Annotated in this window: 16 protein-coding genes, 1 pseudogene and 1 riboswitch; of the genes and pseudogenes, 4 read left to right on the top strand and 13 right to left on the bottom strand. The window is 44.1% G+C overall.

Annotated features, from left to right (window positions below):
• Window positions 1-388 precede the first annotated feature (388 nt).
• From PV403_RS01115 to cobD, 11 genes are all read right to left on the bottom strand, one after another.
• Window positions 389-1,984: a cobyric acid synthase gene (locus PV403_RS01115; protein WP_332083778.1), complete on the bottom strand. Its 1,596-nt coding sequence runs from the start codon at window positions 1,982-1,984 to the stop codon at window positions 389-391.
• A gap of 145 nt (window positions 1,985-2,129) precedes the next feature.
• Window positions 2,130-2,963 carry an adenosylcobinamide-GDP ribazoletransferase gene (gene cobS / locus PV403_RS01110; protein WP_332083322.1) on the bottom strand — a complete coding sequence of 278 codons (834 nt, stop codon included), beginning with the start codon at window positions 2,961-2,963 and terminating at the stop codon, window positions 2,130-2,132.
• The gene (gene cobU, locus PV403_RS01105; protein WP_213533427.1) at window positions 2,960-3,514 is read right to left on the bottom strand and encodes a bifunctional adenosylcobinamide kinase/adenosylcobinamide-phosphate guanylyltransferase; all 555 of its coding nucleotides are present in this window, start codon (window positions 3,512-3,514) and stop codon (window positions 2,960-2,962) included. The genes cobS and cobU overlap by 4 nt, the downstream gene beginning before the upstream one ends.
• A complete protein-coding gene (gene cobT / locus PV403_RS01100) occupies window positions 3,511-4,593 on the bottom strand; it encodes a nicotinate-nucleotide--dimethylbenzimidazole phosphoribosyltransferase (protein ID WP_213533429.1) in 1,083 nt (360 codons plus the stop codon). Before cobT ends, cobU begins: the two co-directional genes overlap by 4 nt.
• A 204-nt stretch (window positions 4,594-4,797) precedes the next feature.
• Window positions 4,798-5,625, bottom strand: a complete 828-nt coding sequence (locus PV403_RS01095) for an ABC transporter ATP-binding protein (protein ID WP_213533431.1) — start codon at window positions 5,623-5,625, stop codon at window positions 4,798-4,800.
• On the bottom strand, window positions 5,622-6,668 hold the full coding sequence (locus PV403_RS01090) for a FecCD family ABC transporter permease (protein WP_213533433.1): 1,047 nt from the start codon (window positions 6,666-6,668) through the stop codon (window positions 5,622-5,624). The genes PV403_RS01095 and PV403_RS01090 overlap by 4 nt, the downstream gene beginning before the upstream one ends.
• Complete coding sequence (locus PV403_RS01085) at window positions 6,665-7,663, bottom strand: ABC transporter substrate-binding protein (RefSeq protein ID WP_374705816.1); 999 nt, start codon at window positions 7,661-7,663, stop codon at window positions 6,665-6,667. The genes PV403_RS01090 and PV403_RS01085 overlap by 4 nt, the downstream gene beginning before the upstream one ends.
• 162 nt (window positions 7,664-7,825) lie before the next feature.
• Window positions 7,826-8,038: riboswitch (cobalamin riboswitch) on the bottom strand.
• A gap of 257 nt (window positions 8,039-8,295) precedes the next feature.
• Window positions 8,296-8,958, bottom strand: coding sequence for a histidine phosphatase family protein (locus PV403_RS01080; protein WP_213533435.1), 663 nt, complete (start codon window positions 8,956-8,958; stop codon window positions 8,296-8,298).
• Window positions 8,952-9,929, bottom strand: a complete 978-nt coding sequence (gene cbiB, locus PV403_RS01075) for an adenosylcobinamide-phosphate synthase CbiB (RefSeq protein ID WP_213533437.1) — start codon at window positions 9,927-9,929, stop codon at window positions 8,952-8,954. The genes PV403_RS01080 and cbiB overlap by 7 nt, the downstream gene beginning before the upstream one ends.
• 2 nt (window positions 9,930-9,931) lie before the next feature.
• Complete coding sequence (locus tag PV403_RS01070) at window positions 9,932-10,696, bottom strand: adenosylcobinamide amidohydrolase (RefSeq protein WP_213533439.1); 765 nt, start codon at window positions 10,694-10,696, stop codon at window positions 9,932-9,934.
• Complete coding sequence (gene cobD / locus PV403_RS01065) at window positions 10,696-11,787, bottom strand: threonine-phosphate decarboxylase CobD (RefSeq protein WP_213533556.1); 1,092 nt, start codon at window positions 11,785-11,787, stop codon at window positions 10,696-10,698. Before cobD ends, PV403_RS01070 begins: the two co-directional genes overlap by 1 nt.
• 214 nt (window positions 11,788-12,001) lie before the next feature.
• Here cobD and PV403_RS01060 point away from each other — a divergent pair, with 214 nt between their 5' ends.
• Window positions 12,002-13,003, top strand: coding sequence for a lipoate--protein ligase (locus PV403_RS01060; protein WP_213533441.1), 1,002 nt, complete (start codon window positions 12,002-12,004; stop codon window positions 13,001-13,003).
• 59 nt (window positions 13,004-13,062) lie between these two features.
• The gene (locus PV403_RS01055) at window positions 13,063-13,863 is read left to right on the top strand and encodes a Cof-type HAD-IIB family hydrolase (RefSeq protein WP_213533443.1); all 801 of its coding nucleotides are present in this window, start codon (window positions 13,063-13,065) and stop codon (window positions 13,861-13,863) included.
• A gap of 377 nt (window positions 13,864-14,240) precedes the next feature.
• Here PV403_RS01055 and PV403_RS01050 read toward each other — a convergent pair whose 3' ends face one another.
• Window positions 14,241-14,870, bottom strand: coding sequence for a hypothetical protein (locus PV403_RS01050; protein ID WP_213533445.1), 630 nt, complete (start codon window positions 14,868-14,870; stop codon window positions 14,241-14,243).
• A gap of 209 nt (window positions 14,871-15,079) precedes the next feature.
• On the opposite strand from PV403_RS01050, the gene PV403_RS01045 reads away from it, so the two are divergent.
• Entirely contained in the window at window positions 15,080-15,688 is a 609-nt protein-coding gene (locus PV403_RS01045; RefSeq protein ID WP_213533446.1) for a hypothetical protein, read from the top strand.
• Window positions 15,689-15,806: 118 nt separating this feature from the next.
• Window positions 15,807-16,310 (top strand): annotated as a pseudogene (locus PV403_RS01040) (general stress protein); the annotation flags it as partial.
• Between the two features lie 74 nt (window positions 16,311-16,384).
• Here PV403_RS01040 and PV403_RS01035 read toward each other — a convergent pair.
• A complete protein-coding gene (locus tag PV403_RS01035; RefSeq protein WP_332083321.1) occupies window positions 16,385-17,206 on the bottom strand; it encodes an ABC transporter ATP-binding protein in 822 nt (273 codons plus the stop codon).
• Window positions 17,207-17,216 lie beyond the last annotated feature (10 nt).

Below are 17,216 nucleotides of genomic sequence, written 5' to 3'. Positions count from 1 at the left end.
ATAGGGAAAACAAATAAAAGAATGGCATCTGCATAATCTAGGTCTTTGCGTCTAGGTTGACTTTTAATAATAATCCATACTATATCATAAAACCAATTAAACAGGTAGACTTTTATTAAAATAGAACATAAACGGCTCAACAACAGCGCAATTTCACGTTTTTTCTCGAATCATTCCTATTAATTCTAGGTTAATCAGGCGGCATAAAATCCAGGATATACCATATTATTAATTTTACAAAACCATCTATTCCTTGACTATTTCACCCGAATCTAGGGCTTAAGGATGGTCAACGATAAAAAAGCCGCGCTTCCCAGAGAGATATACTTCTGGATCATCGCCGCTCTTTTCATCGTTCTCTCCAAACTTTAGTCTTTGCTTCAGAAACTCATGTTATGTCATGTGTTTTTTTGGGCAATCCTGCTATTTCATATATTTGATCCAGATCAAGGTGGTTACGGACAATCTCCGCTACCCGGTCAAACTCTTGTGTCTTGTATACAGCCGCTTGAAAAGTTTCACTAATGGGTGGAAGTCCTTTCTGTAAGCGGAGTCCATCAAGCCATGTACGCCTGAATTCATCATTATCAAAGAGACCATGCAGATAGGTTCCCCACACTTTTCCATCTGCGGCTCCGCACCCTTCCAAGTGTACCTTCTTTATTCCTTCTGCAGAAGGATCTGCCTCTGCTTCTTTTGTTTCTGTATTCAGAACAAATAACGGTCTGTAGTCTTCACTTCGTAACCTAGCTGACTCATCAATTTCTGTGATTCCCATATGGATTTCATATGCGTCTACCGTAAGTCCTGTTTCCTTGTTCTTATCCACTCGGAGTGGACACTCCTTCGCAGCCGTACCTTTCACTCGAACCGTTCTTTTCTCCTTAGCGAAGGTAGTGATAAGCGGCAGTAGTCCGAGTCCTTCTGCATGCTTTGTTTCACTCTCAACAGCATTAGGATCAAACAATCTCTCCCCCAGCATCTGGTATCCGCCGCAAATCCCCACAAGCTGAACCTCTCGTTCGTGCCATTTCCCTTTAATCGCACGGTCTAATCCTCTTTCTCTAAGAAAGGTCAGATCGCTGATGGTATCCTTTGTACCCGGCAGTATAATAACATCAGGCTGACCAAGGTCATCGGCATTACTGACATAGCGCACAACCACATCAGGCTCCCAGCCCAGTGCATCAAAATCAGTAAAATTAGAAATTCGGGGATACCGAATGACGACGATATCCATTTCTTTCTCTTTTTGTCTGCGATACTGCAGTTCATCGAGCACAACTGAATCCTCAGCTTCAATACGCAGTTCTGGAATATACGGCAGCACCCCGAGCACAGGAATTCCGGTCCGCTTCGTAAGCCAATCCAGCCCTGGTTGCAACAGCGCAAGATCTCCGCGGAACTTGTTAATAATAAAGCCTTTTACCCTTGCCCGCTCGTGCGGTTCAAGCAACTCCAGTGTCCCTACTAGCGAAGCAAATACACCACCGCGGTCAATATCCGATATCAACAGAACAGGTGCATCTGTCCAGCCTGCCAAATTCATATTCACAATATCTCTGTCTTTCAGGTTTATCTCCGCAGGACTTCCTGCCCCCTCCATCAGCACAATATCATATTGTTCCCGCAGACGATCAAGGGCATCAAGGACAATGGTTTTCGCTTGCGGTAAAAAGTGATTTCTATAGTCCATCGCGCTCATCTGCATCTTCGGTACCCCATGGACGACAATCTGAGAATGCATATCTTTAATCGGCTTAATCAAGATTGGATTCATATCGGTTGTCGCTGGCAAACCGCAAGCTTCTGCTTGTACTCCCTGCGCTCTTCCAATTTCCTTCCCATCCAGGGTGACATAAGAATTAAGCGCCATATTTTGCGATTTATAAGGAGCTGGTTGATATCCATCTTGTAAAAAAAGGCGGCACAGCGCCGTTGTCACAATGCTCTTTCCAACATCCGATGCGGTCCCTTGAAGCATTAGAACAGCGGCTCTATTCTGTGTTTTCTTTTTATCTTGTTCCTTATCAGTGTTCCCGGGATATGTACTTTTATTTTCCATGAGCGTGTCCCCTTTCTCTTATCACCAGTCACCAATATTACGGCTTAGGGCGCCATTTCTCATCTTAGTGCATAACTGTGGATAGAATAACCAGGATAAGCAGCCCTACTGCTTCAAGTCCCTCATTAAGCGCTCCATAAATATCTCCTGTTAGCCCCCCAAGGCGATTGCTTATTCGATCCGCAGCCCATTTCCCACAAGCCCATATACATAGAGGAATGACAAAAAAGGCAGACAGCACAACACCCATATTCAGACTCCATGTAAACTGCGGCCCATCTACAGCGTACGCAGCAAGTAAAAATACACCGCAGGAGATCGTAGAGAGAAATAAAGTTACCGCTCCCACTTTATAAAGCAGTTCATTCTGAACCCCTGCAAACATTCCTGCCAGACCTTCTCCTGCTCTAGCCCGTTTATATTTCACCATGGCATACACCATAAAGGAACGACTCCATAGGAAAGGCAAAACCGCTGCCCCCATAAGAAAAGGTTGTCCCATTAAGCTGTATAGAAGCGTTGCTTTCAGCATCAGCAGCAGAACACAGGCAATTACACCCATAGCTCCCACCCTGCTGTCCTTCATAATCTCAAGCATTCGTTCTCTGCTTCGGTAACTGAGAAGGGCATCAGCAGAGTCCATCCAGCCGTCTAAGTGAAGCCCGCCTGTGAGCCAAACCCAGATCGTGAGAACAAGCACTGCCGACGGAGCCGGAGGCAATAAGAATCCACTGAGCCAAGCTGCCATAAAGACACAAGCCCCAATACATAAGCCAACAACCGGATAGAACAGAGTGCTTCTTGTCATTAATTCTGGAGTGAATTCAAGCTGAGTTTTCACTGGAAATCGCGATAAAAACTGAAAAGCGGCCGCAGCCGCTTTTGTATTTTCTCTCATACTTTATACTCCTTGCTCTTCAGTTCAATGGCAATACCAGCCGTTACAAGGAATACTTCCTTGCTGATTGCTGCCATACGCTGATTCAGAATTCCGGCATAATCCCGGTAGATCCGGCCCAATCGATATTCAGGAACAATCCCGTCTCCGACTTCATTGGTTACTAGAATCATAAGACCTGGATAAGCAGCAACACTGCGGACAAGACGGTCGATCTCCTCCATTATTGCGTCAGGTCCTTCCTGTTCCTTGGCAATGAGCACGTTAGAGAGCCATAAGGTAAGACAGTCGAGTAATATCGTGGGTACAGGCAGCGTTGCTTCCATTAACCCGTTCAGCGTTTCAGCTACCTCTAGCGGTTCTTCAATCGTATGCCATAGATATGCCCCATCTTCCCGCTGACTGCGATGTGCAGCAATTCGGTCGGTCATCTCTTGATCATAAGCTTGTGCAGTCGCCATGTAGATCGCTTCTGAAGACCGGCTCATGCACAGTTTCTCGGCAAATGTACTTTTGCCGCTGCGTGCACCGCCCGTTACGAGAATGATCATAATTCGGCCTCTGCCTTCTCATTACCTCCAGAAATACCCGCACTGCTAAATGTAGCCATCTCAGCCATAATTCTTCCTGCCGCTTCAATCAGATGAAGGCATAGAACGCCGCCCGTTCCCTCACCGAGTCTCATTCCAACCTGAAGCATCGGAGAGAGGTCTAAAGTTTGCAGGAGTGCTGCATGTCCTCTTTCTTCCGAAGTATGAGAAGCAATCATATAATTTCGGCATGCCGGTGCAATACGGCTCGCTACCAACGCGGCAGCGGTAGAAATATACCCATCAATGACAACCGGACACTTCAAAGCAGCGGAGCCAATAATCACACCTGCGAGGCCCGCAATATCTAGTCCACCCACTTTAGCAAGCACGTCGATTGGATCATTCGGATCCGGCTGGTTAAGCTGTATTGCCCGGGCAATCACATTTGCTTTATGCTGAACACCTGCTTGATCAAGACCCGTCCCTTTGCCTGTCGCCTCCTGCACGCTGACTCCCGTAAGCACACTGGTAACTGCTGCACTTGGTGTTGTATTGCCAATTCCCATCTCTCCGGTAACGAATAACTGCGTTCCTTTTCTTACGGATTCTTGAACAACGTGGATCCCTGTAAGAATCGCTTGAAGTGCCTCTTCTCTGCTCATGGCAGGACCCTTCGCCATATTTGCCGTTCCTTTGCGAACAGAACGAGATACAAGTTCGGGGTGAGCAGGCTCACCATTCACACCAATATCCACACATATCACTTCAGCACCTGCATGACGAGCGAGCACATTTACGGCTGCCCCACCAGCAAGAAAATTGTGAACCATTTGCTGCGTTACCTCAGCTGGGAAACTGCTGACTCCCTCTTCCACGACCCCATGGTCTGATGCCATAACAATAACTGCCTTTTTAGAAAAACTAGGCTGTTTCTTTCCTGTAATCCCTGCTAAACGGATCGTGAGCTCTTCTAACTTACCTAGACTCCCCGGGGGTTTCGTTAAGTCATCCAAATGATTCGCTGCCGCCTTCTGTGCTGCCTCATCTAATGCGGTAATCTGCTGAACCCATGCTTTCAGTTGCTGTTCTCTCTCCATGATATCTCCATCCTTATCCGCTGCTGTTGTACAGCTTGTATATATCGATTATAACGAAAAGTGAGTAAATACTTCAAAAGAAATCATGCAATTTTCATATTGAATTAAAAAATAAGACAAGTTGTTCTCTTTGGCTGAAAAAAAGAGGACCTGATTTATGGATATCAGGTCCTCTTCTATGTTGTTCTGATATTTAAAATCATCTCACTCTTGCTGTTTACGCAGTAAAAACTGAGGAATGTGATGATCTGGATGTTGAACCATCACAGGTTGGATATCAAACAGTCCTCTGATGTTCTCCTCCGTAAGCACTTCAGCCGGAGAGCCCTGAAGGAAAAGCTTCCCCTCTTTTAGTGCACATAAGTAATTACAATAAAGAGAAGCTAAATTCAAATCATGCAATACGGCAATAATCGTAATCCCTGTACTTTGCTGCCATTCTGCCAGCAGATCCATGAACTGCAGCTGATAACGAACATCAAGAAAAGTGGTCGGTTCGTCCAGCAGCAGGATTTCAGGTTCTTGCACCATCACTTTGGCAAGGGCTACCCGCTGTCTTTGTCCTCCGCTAAGTTCATAAAGTCTGCGGTCTGCAAGAGAAGTAAGATCCAGCTTCTTCAGGACTTGCTCTATCTTTTCTTCTCCAGATCCCTGATCTCTTCCCAGCCAGTCTTGATAGGGATATCTCCCCATGGCCACAACGTCCCTGACGGAGTAACCAATCTCAGGTAATCCGTCTTGCTGAAGAACAGCAATAATTCGCGAGAGCTCTTTACGGCTGTAATCTTGAACTGGTTTACCTTTTATATGGATCGTGCCTTGGTTTGGTGACAGGATACCGGATAGTAAATGAAGCAAAGTAGACTTTCCGCTCCCGTTCGGCCCTACAATCCCCCACCAGTCACCTTCCTCAGCGGTGAAATGAATGTGATCCAGTGCAATGAACTGACTGTACTCTTTTCGGAGTGCCCTAGCTTCCACCACAGGAACTGTAGACGAGATTTCAGACTGATGATCGAAATTTTCTGTCATCCGCTGATGCCTCCTCGCCGTTTTTTATTCCGATGTAATAAGTAAGCAAAGAACGGAGCTCCTACAAAAGCAGTCAGTACACCAAGCGGAATCTCCGTAGGAGCGAGTAATGTCCGCGCACCCATATCCGCCCAGGCCAGAAAGATACCTCCGCCTACAGCAGATAGAGGAATAATGAGACGGTAATCCGGTCCGACAAGGAGCCTGATGATATGAGGGACAACAAGCCCCACAAAACCAATCACACCCGCAACAGATACGGCCGCAGCCGTTAACAGCGTAGATACCAAGAGTACAGATACTTTGAGTAAGTCCACTCTGACCCCAAGGTGTGCTGCTTGTCTTTCTCCTAGGGCCAACAAATTAAGTGATCTGCCTCTGCTCCATAGATAGATTAACCCAAGCCCTACATAAGGGAAAAGGATGGCCGTGTAAGACCATCCCCGCAAACTAAGGCTTCCCATCGTCCAGAACAAAATTTGATTCACCGTATCCTTTGACATGGCGGTCAGAAAAGAAACAACGGCTCCTAAAAAAGCATTCATCACAACACCGGACAAAATCAAATTGTTTGTCGGTATTTTTCCGCCTTCTCTAGCCAGCATCAAAACACCCCATAGTGTAATGACACCTGTTGTAAAAGCAACGAGCGGCAGCATCCATTCGCCAAGCCAAGCATACTCTAGACCCAAATAAATGATGAGTGCTGCTCCAACAGAAGCACCCGCCGATACCCCAAGCGTATAAGGATCTGCCAGTGGGTTACGAAGTACACCCTGAAATCCTGCGCCAGCAACAGCCAGCGCTGCACCAACCAGGATACCAAGCAGCACTCGCGGTAAACGTACCTTCATAATGATCTGTTCAGACGATGTATTCCATACGGGTTCAATGAACCCATCCATCCCCGGAATATGATTCATAAGAATCCCTGCGATATGACGAATCGGAAGATGTACTGACCCGATCGCAAGACATAGCAGCAGGGTCAGTACAAGCAGGATGATTCCTATCAATCCATATCCTGCTAGTTTCTTTTTCATTGGAACAGATCCGGGTAGACTGCTTTCGCTACTTCTTTCAATCCTTCCGTTACACGTGGACCTGGGCGGCTAAGCAGATTAGCATTAATCGAGATCACTTGTTCATTCTTAATTGCCGTAATCTCATTCCAGCCATCCCTAGCTTTAATGATCTCATCGAGTGTTTTGTCATTGTCTACCACATCGCTTGCGTACAGAATGACATCTGGGTTTACAGCAATGATATTTTCCTCACTGATTTCATACCAGCCTTCTGCATCTCCAGCCACATTCACTCCGCCTGCAAGGGTAATGACTTCATCCATAAATTCACCTTTACCTACAGTCCAGCCTGGAGAAAATTCGACATATACTTGTTTTTTCTGATCATCCGAAAGGGATGCTACTTTATCTTGTACTTCTTTCACATCTGCTTTCATTTTTGCGATGACCTCTTGCGCTTGTTCTTGATGATTTGTAATTTGTCCGTATACTTCAATATTTTTCATAACATCTTCGATTGTTTTGGGATCTGTTTTGAAAATAACGATACCGAGATCACGCAGTTTCTGCACTGCTGCCTCATCCATCGAAATACCTGTGAAGACAATATCCGGCTCAGCAGCGATGATTGCTTCTGCATTAGGTGTATACAGGCTGCCCATCTTCGGCTTGTCCTTTACCTGCTCTGGATAATCGTCATAGTCGGATACCCCAACGATTTGCTCGTCCAGTCCGATCGCATAAAGCGATTCTGTCTCTGCTGGAGATACAGACACGATCTTTTCAGGTGCCTTTTCAAAAGTAAACGACTCTCCCGTGGCATCCGTGATTGTCAGAGGATATACCGTCTCGAGACTAGCCTCTTCTTGGTTATCTGTTGCTGCGGTACCTTGATCTGTTGTCTGACCTGCTCCTTGTCCTTCTGTTGCTGTCCCGTTACCACATGCCGCCAGCATAATTGCAAGCATGAGTGACATTAAAATTGATAAAAAACGTCCATTCATTTTTTTCATTCTTCTCTCCCTCTCTTTATAAGTGAAGCCAACGATCTTATCAGGTATGAACACCAAACAACCCTGCTCCTATCATAAGAACAAGGTTACGTCTCGCAGCTGCTCCCTCTAATAGAAAGGCACAACAAATATGCAAAACGTATCCTTTCCTCGAAGGATTACACGTTTACCAAAGGCAAGGCAGGTCTCCTGACTATCCAAGTTTAAAGTAACAGCTTGCTCCCTTCCCATTTTCGCTATAGACGAAAACAGTGGATTAATAGCAGCTGTCCCTGGTATACAGTGGCGGGACCGTGCCGGATTTGCACCGGCTTCCCTTTTAACCAAAAGAATGTAGTGCCTTTATTCTTCTGGACCTTGCTCAGTATGATCGACTTTTCATATGTATTCACATGAAGTCTTTATGTACTTAGATGTTCATTTCAATTCGTATCAGGTCTTCACATCTTTTGCCATTATAGGGGAAAGCGGAATTTTCGACAACCAATCTTTCCCTTTATATTCCAAAAAAATCTATTTTAAGTGTAAGAGAATCAATTTCATAATACCTTTAGTAGCTTCAATCAGGACGATAGATAGATCAAAACGCTTCTATTTGTCTATATATCGTTTTAATGAGTTATGAAATTGATTCAAAAATCCAGTTTCTGTGCCGAAAGTTCTCCGCCTGACAAAGTAAATCGAAGCACGAGACATTCCCCTGGGCGAGGCATAAACGTATTAAATTCTGTTTCAGCAAGCCATGTGGCAGCCCATTGCCTGATCACTCCGCCATGAGTTACCACAAGCATCTTAGGTACTTCGTTATGATCTCCCCTATCCTGATGGGTACTCCGTCTAGTCTCATATAAATAAGGTCTGATTCGTTCTTCCACAAACTCCACTATTCTTTCGGAAAAGTGGGAAAACGTCTCTGCTCCCGGCGGAGTCACACCGAGAGGATCATCAATCCACTGACGATAATTCGGATCATACTGCAGCATCTCATACGTCTGTCCTTCATATTCTCCAAAGTGATACTCCCTGAGCCTTGCGTCCAGCACGGCTGTATGAGCCCGTTCGGGGACAATCATATCCAGTGTCTCTATGCATCGGACAAGATCACTTCCATAGATTTGATCAAACTGAATTTGTCCAAGGGATGCGCGGAGTCCCGCAAGATCCTCCTTCGCTTCAGGAAGCAGCGGAATATCGGTGTGTCCCAAATATCTTTTTTGCTGATTCCAAAGTGTTCGTCCATGCCGGACTAAATAAACATCGACAGAAGACATATTTTCATGAGACGTATTCACCACAGCCAACCGACTCCTGTAATCGACATCAGCCATAATAAAACCACCAGGATGACTACGAATAGACTTGATGATATATACATCATCGCAATCGTTGTCCGAATATGGCTCGCTTCCATCTCATGGTATGGAACCCCCATATAAGCACGGAACGAACGAACACCATGGTAGACGTTATATCCTCCAAGCCGGATCCCAAGTGCACCGGCAACTGCGGATTCCGGATACCCGCCGTTTGGACTTGGGTGCTTGCGGGCATCCCGCTTCACTGTGCGCACACTATTTTTCACATGAAGACCTAATACCCCAGCGGAAGCAAATAGCAGAAGAGCTGTGATCCGCGCTGGGATGAAGTTTGCAATATCATCCAGTCTGGCAGAGGCCATACCCAGCGATTTATATTTTTCGTTTTTATAGCCGACCATGGAGTCAAGTGTGTTTACCGCGCGATAAGCCATCGCAAGAGGTGCTCCGCCTAGGAAAGCGAAAAACAGCGGTGATATAATCGCATCTACAATATTTTCGGCTACCGTTTCAACGGTTCCCCTTACTACTTCAGAGGATTCTAACTGTTTTGTGTCTCGGCCTACAATCATACCGAGTGCAACTCTTGCTTCCGGCAATTTGCCGGCCCTAAGATGTTTATATACTTCTATACCTGCATCTCGTAGTCCCTTCGTCGCGATCGTTGTCGCAATCAGCAGAATTTCACCCGCTATAGCAAGCGCAGGATGGATAAAGAATAGGAACTTTAACAGCGCCCAAGTCAGAACAAACGCACCAGTAACAATCAATATGGGAAAAAGAAACCCTGCATAACGCAGTCCTCGCTGCGTTGTCACTTTTTTGCGAATCATTTTCTCAAGGCCGCTAATTGCCTTCCCCATAGCAATAACCGGATGAGGAATCCACCGCGGGTCACCGATGATGAGGTCAAGCGTATAAGCAGCTAGAATAATCCAAGCTCCCATCATGATCATTGCCTCCTCTCTGCTGTATAACCTGAAGCACATAAACTCTCGGTAACGGACTGATAGACGATCCGTCCAATACGATCGCCGAGTCTAGTTGCCGTACCCGCATAAGCATGCGTTAGACTCGCCTCTGTTCCATCCGCAGCAAGTCCGCTGGCTCCAATAACGATGGCGTCGGTTGTGGTTCCCGTAGCAGATCGTCCATTCTCTGCATCTCTTACACCTAAATCCTGGAGAGCGGCAACTTTGGCTTCAACTGCCGTTTGCACTGCGTTCACAAGCGCATATGGTGTTAATTTACCGGCAATGAACAGCATGATATTAATCGTGCCCGGCGTATAGCCAGCATTAAATACCGTCCGCGGAGAACCTGCTCTTGCTCCATTCGATACTCCTGCGGTGGTACAGCATAATAAAACCGCTCCATCGGTCTCGTCTTCCAGAATAGAAGCATGTTCTAATTTCACTGCGGTTAACAAACCTGCCGTCTGATGAGCTGGATGCCCCCATTTTTCAAGCAGTTCTTGAATGTCTCTCACAGGGTCACTTGAATCATAATGACGATCCACGTATATATTTACAGCACGGTCGAGACGAGTCATCCCCCCTCCATGAATGCTGCTGGAGATCGTATCCAGCATATGAGGAGACTCTAGAAGCAGATGCCGTTCATATCGGGAAATGGTTAACCCTGGCCATTGCCTGGATGAATACACGATCGGTAAATCTTTTGATTCAGAATCTGTATGTAAGAATGGCGTCGCCATTACTTTGCTCCCTCCATGACTTGCCCAAATGTTTCTAAAAACTGTGTATTTTGCTCCGTACCCTTAACCGCAATACGAAAAGCGTGCTCAGTTAGCCCTGAGTACATCGCACAGCTGCGAATCAGAATCCCTTGTCGTCCCATTGCTTCCTGCAGGGAACCCGCAGTCCATGGGGCTCTTGCCTCAGCCAGCAGATAATTCGCTTCTCCTGGATACACAGTAAACCCATATTTTCTAAGACCCTCTGCAAGCCTTTTTCTCTCTGCTGTAATCAGCGATATCGTATTCTGTTCGTAGGAAGAGCCTGCCTGAAGACAAGCTTCCCCTGCAAGCAGGGCAAGACCATTCACGCTCCAGGTTACTTGCTTCTGCGTCATAGAACGAATAAGGTCAGGACTTGCGAGCGCATAACCAAGCCGCAGTCCAGGAATAGCATAAAATTTCGTCATTGAACGAATGATGATGACTTCTGGATATTTTTCTAAGGAAGGTGCGATTGAATTACGCTCTTCCTCCGGAATAAAGTCAATAAAGGCTTCATCGATAACCAGCTTTGTTTTGGTTAGTTGCGCCTTATTCGCCAGCGTCACAAGGTCCGACAGCGAATACTGAACCCCATTTGGATTATTTGGCTGACCAATAAATAGAACCTGCACCCTCTCCATCAGTGCTGCAATGTCGTTTACATCTGCTCGGTATCCATTCTCCTGCAGGCCATACACAGAATCGACTTTGGCACCAAACTGCAGAGCAAGTGAGCGATATTCAGAGAAACCCGGCTCAATCGTTCCAACTGTCTTCGGTGACAATGCCATAAGTAAAAGAGCCATACATTCCGCCGCGCCATTTCCAATAAGAATGTACTCTTCTTCAAGCTTTACTTGTGCAGATAATCTCCGTTTCAGCGCCCGGTGTCCCGGATCGGGGTAACGAACTATTGCTTTCCAGCCCTGTTTCAATGCTTCTATTACTTCCTCCGGTGGTCCAAGGGGATTAATATTTGCACTATAATCAAGAAAATCAGCAGCCTTCTTTCCGTACTTAAGCGCTGCCGTTTCTACGTCCCCGCCATGTCCATAGATTTCAATCAAAGGCATGTCCTTCCTTTCTTTGCTGCATCATAGCATCACGTACCCATTATGATGGCAGAATTTAGACAGCGTCAATGGGATTTCCCTTTTGTATCGTTTGCGTTATTGGTTTACAATAAGAGGTGAGTCTCTTTGTTTTCATCAGAATTGTTCGGGGCATGCCCCGCTTATGATTCTTGCTTACATATTTTATAAGGTATCGGAGGAAATCACCATGTTGTTTATTGACAATCAAGGCATTACAGATCCCCGGATTAACCTCGCTATCGAGGAATATGCCCTTAAACACTTGTCTTTGGACGAGAGTTACTTGCTGTTTTATATCAACGCTCCCTCTATTATCATTGGGAAACATCAGAACACTATTGAAGAAATTAACCAGGAGTATGTACAGCAGAATGGAATCACTGTTGTGCGCAGACTTTCTGGCGGCGGTGCCGTATACCATGATTTAGGCAATCTTAACTTCAGCTTTATTACAAAAGATGACGGTAATTCATTCCACAACTTCCGTAAGTTCACCCAGCCTGTTGTTGAAGCACTCCACCAACTGGGAGTAAACGCAGAACTTACGGGACGTAATGATCTTCAAGTCGGTGAACAAAAAATTTCAGGTAATGCCCAGTTTGCAACTCGCGGCCGGATGTTCAGCCATGGTACGCTCATGTTCGATCTGAACCTCGAGGATGTACAAGCTTCATTAAAAGTGAATCCCGAGAAGTTCAAATCGAAGAGCACCAAATCCGTACGCAGCCGTGTAACGAATATTCGCTCTTTAATGGATAAAGACATGACTATTGTGGAATTCCGCGAAGAACTTCTTCGTCATATCTTTGGCATGGAAGCCAGTGAAGTTCCTCAGTATCATCTGACAGAAGAAGATTGGAAGAAGATCCATGAAATTTCCAAAGAACGTTATCAGAACTGGGATTGGAACTATGGACAGTCACCGGAAAGTAACGTAAAACACTCGAAGAAATTCCCGGTCGGTATTATCGATCTTCGTATGAATATCAAAGAAGGCCGAATCGAAGATATTAAAATCTATGGTGATTTCTTTGGTGTAGGAGATGTCGCTGATATTGAGAACTTGCTTCGCGGCAAACGTTATGAGGATGCGGAAGTTAGAGAAGCACTCAAAGACGTTGATGTGAAACATTATTTTGGCAATCTTGAGATCGAAGACTTTATCGGTCTTGTCTTTCTTGAAGAGTAGCATTACCCTTTAAAGTTATAACGCACTAATCATAGAACAAGATATAGAGGAGAGAAACCATGACTTACAAACTAATCGCGATTGATATTGATGACACTTTGATTAACGACGACAAAGAAGTAACCCCTGCAACACAAAGTGCACTCGAAGCAGCTGTAGCCAAAGATGTAGTCGTAACCCTTGCAACCGGACGTGCTTATGCTTCTGCTCAAGCGATTGCTAGACAAACTGGACTCAACGTTCCCATCATTACGTATCAAGGTGCACTCATCAAGAACCTGATGGATGAAGAAGTTCTTTATGAACGTTATGTTCCCCAAGATGCAGCTCGCAAGCTTTACGAGTTCTGCCTTGAACGGAATCTGCACCTCCAGACTTATATTGACGACAAGCTGTACTCCCGTGAAGAGAATGAGAAACTGATCGACTACTGCAAGCTGAACAAGACTCCTTATTATATTGAACCTGATTTCATGAAAATGATTGAGCAGCCTGCACCGAAACTGCTCATTATCGATACACCGGAACTGTTGGACGAAATCGCACCACAGCTTCGTGAGCTGCTCGGCAGTGAGGTCCATATTACCAAATCCAAACCGCATTTCCTTGAAATCATGCATCATGAAGGTACCAAAGGCCATGCGCTGACTTTCCTTTCGAACCATTTCGGAGTGGATCTTAAAGATACCATTGCCGTGGGTGATTCCTGGAATGACCATGAAATGCTCGAAGCTGCCGGTCTAGGTGTAGCTATGGGTAATGCCATTCCTGCACTGAAGGAAATTGCAGACTATGTTACATTCAGTAACAATGAAGACGGAATCAAGCATGTCATTGAGAAATTTGTTCTGAACGCGTAAGATCTCCTAACCTAAATTAACCCTGGAACCGATTTTGGTTCCGGGGTTATTTGTGGTATGAACAGATATAGAGCGCCCCTCCACTTGTAAAAATATACCTTTCAAGTATAGTAAAGGAATACGTTGTTTACCAGTTAATACGCAAAGTCAGGGGGCTATCTACTTGGAATCAGGACTGCTTATTGGACTTGTTATCGTCGTGTCTGCGCTTTTGATGTACTCCTTCTTCTATACGATCAAGAAAGGTTATTCAAAAAAGTGGGATGAAGAAGACTCCTAATTCATACCACCATACATACTTACATACATTCGTTCATACCAAAAAAGGGCATAAGATAAGGATTAAAGTTTCATCCTCCATTCTTAAGCCCTTCCTTTTATTTTTCCGTTAATTTTTCTTTAATCCGATGAAACTCCGACTTAATCCGTTCTTTCATTTCCTCTGCCTTTTCTTGTATGTCTTCAACTCGCTCTTTTCTTTTACGTTCTTCCTCCTCCTGAGCTAATTGCTGCTCCATCTCCCTTGCTTTATTCATTTCATGTTCCATCATCGATACTTCTTTTCGGTACACAAATGTAGGATCATACTGCTGAAGAAAGTAATTAAAAGCGACCTCATTGTTTTCTTTTATATTGGCAACAAAAGCAGTTTCCCCGTTATATAATTCAGCCACTGTTCGCTCAATCAGGCTAAATCCTTCCTTGTGACGGTTTACGACTTTGCTCGCCCCAATCATCGAACCAATACTTCCGCCAAGCAGAATACCGATCGGGCCGCCCAAAATTCCAATCATGGAACCAATCAGGCTGCTTTTTAACGCCGAAGTGTCTGCTTCACTTGGTGAGCTAAACCCATCTTTGAAAACAATTTTCCCATTTTCCTTCTGAATGACGGCTGCATCCAATATTTTATATTGCTCATGACTTTTTGATTTGGATTCAGATAGAACTTGGTAAGCCTTGCTGTCATCATTGAACACGGCAACGACAATATTATTTTCTTCCACTAGATGTAACCCTCTCTTCTATGTATTTCTTCGCTTACTGTAAATTAACTCAAATCCTCTAATTTTATTCGTGATGCAAAAAAACAGCGGATTCGATCAGCTGCCTATTTATGGAGTTGGTTTTATCAGCTTTCTCTATTTAGTAGCTTATTGTTAATCTTTTCTATACTATTTTCATAAAGGTAATTTAGATATTAGGAGAGATTTAAATGGATATCGGTTATGCCGCCAATGAGCATATCAAAATAAATCATATAGTGAATGATTTCGAATTTGGAATAGATGAGGAGATTCAATATGTAATCACTCTTTCCAGTCCTGGAGCAGGAAGATTTAGAATCAAACCATTAGCAGAATGGATCAACAACTTAGAAGAGTTTCCTGTCTATTATTGTTTAATCTCAGATAAGGGATTTCATCATATGTTTTTAGAAATGTGCACACTGCCTTATGAAGTTACAGAAATCGAAAATTCTAGACGCAAACAATTGTACTACGTTGTAAAGGCAAATAATAAGGAAGAATTATGTTCAATTGCAGAATTGATTGAGTTATTTTCTATGTCTGTGGATGATTTAAGTATTTTGAGCACAAAAATAAATCCTTGCCGGGTTGGACAAGTTGGGGATAAGGGCGAGTTTGATATTATTATTCTTGGTGATATACAAGATGCCAGCGTTTTTCACATTGGCCATGATGGAGATTCAATCTATCTCCTATCGAACGATAAAAAATTCTCAACACTTGAAGAAGCTATATCAAAAATGCCTGAAGCTATGCTAAATAAGATTGAAGTAATTGAGTATGGTGGGGATTAAATCTGAAGCATAGGATTTGATAACTTTTTGATTTCCCGATCGTTTCAAGAAGGCTTGAGTGTCCTCTTTTCTGATACCAATTTAATCCATATAATGTATAGCAAGAGGTGTTGTACATTTGAGAAAAACATTAGAAAAAAGGTTGGCTTATTTATATAAAGGGGAATTGTTTTCTATAATCACTTTTGTACCTGTTAGTTATCTGGTAAATTACGCATTCCCCAACCTACAATTGTATTCCCTATATTCATTTTGGATATCTTTTATACTCTTAGAAATTCTTTTATTACAAGGAACATTTTATTGGTATGTAAAATGTAAAAGACTAAGAAATGAGAATAATGCTATAACTCCGACTAAAGTTGTTCGACTGTTACATTATTTAAAAATGCTCAATATAGTTATGATGATGACCGCAATTGTTGTATTTTTCTTTGATTTCATTAAATGGTATCCATCTTTACCTCTAGACGGATTAACAATCGCCTTCTTCATATATATTTTTGCCATTTTAGAGTTTATAAACTACTTTTACATTCAACTCTCCTATGATAATATCTCTGACATTAAAAGTTTGATAAGAGTCAGAAAACTGAAGTATTCCTGTATGAATAAGGAATTCTCACTAAACATACTAACTAAAAATAAGGAACCACGATCCGCGTGGTTCCTTTCCTCTATAGTGAGATCATTTGGTTATTTTATGCTCGCTGTCTCCTTAAGAAGCTTATGAAGTCCGCCTTTACCATGCGGGATGCACATCGGAGTACCAAATAAAGGATCAGGAATAATATGACACTTCAGATCAAAAACCTTTTCCATAAGTTCTGAATCGATCACGGCTGCTGGATGCCCTCCCGCTTCTATGCCTCCGTTCTTGATCGCTACGATATGATCTGCATAACGGCAAGCAAGGTTGATATCATGAAGCACCATTACAATTGTACGCTGCTCTGATCGATTCAAATCATACAGCAGATCCAGCACTTCAATCTGGTGGGTCAGATCCAGGTAGGTCGTTGGCTCATCTAGCAGAAAGACCGGTGTTTCTTGCGCCAGCGTCATCGCAATCCATGCCCGCTGTCTTTGGCCGCCAGACAAGGAATCTACAGTGCGATCCTTGAGTTCCTTCATTCTCGTAGAGATCAGAGCTTTATCTACTGCCTGTTCATCTTCCGGTGACCACTGCTTTAGCCAGTTCTGGTAAGGATATCTCCCTTGCTTCACTAGTTGAAGCACCGAAAGACCTTCTGGGGCAACAGGTCCTTGGGGCAATATAGCGAGCTTGCGGGCAATATCTTTTGTCTTCATCCCTGCGATTTGTTCGCCATCAAGAATGACGGACCCTTGCTGTGGCTTCAGTAGTCTTGCAAGGGAACGCAGCAACGTCGATTTCCCGCAACCGTTACTCCCGATGAACACAGTTATTTTTCCTTTTGGAATGGATAAATCCATATTTTCAAAAATGTAAGCATCTCCGTACGAAAGCCCCAGCTTCTCGGCGCGCAAGATATCCATCGGCATTCAT

Source organism: Paenibacillus sp. GYB006 (genome assembly GCF_036577645.1).
In the GTDB taxonomy this organism is placed as follows: domain Bacteria; phylum Bacillota; class Bacilli; order Paenibacillales; family Paenibacillaceae; genus Paenibacillus.
This window is presented reverse-complemented; position numbering and strand designations above follow the sequence as displayed.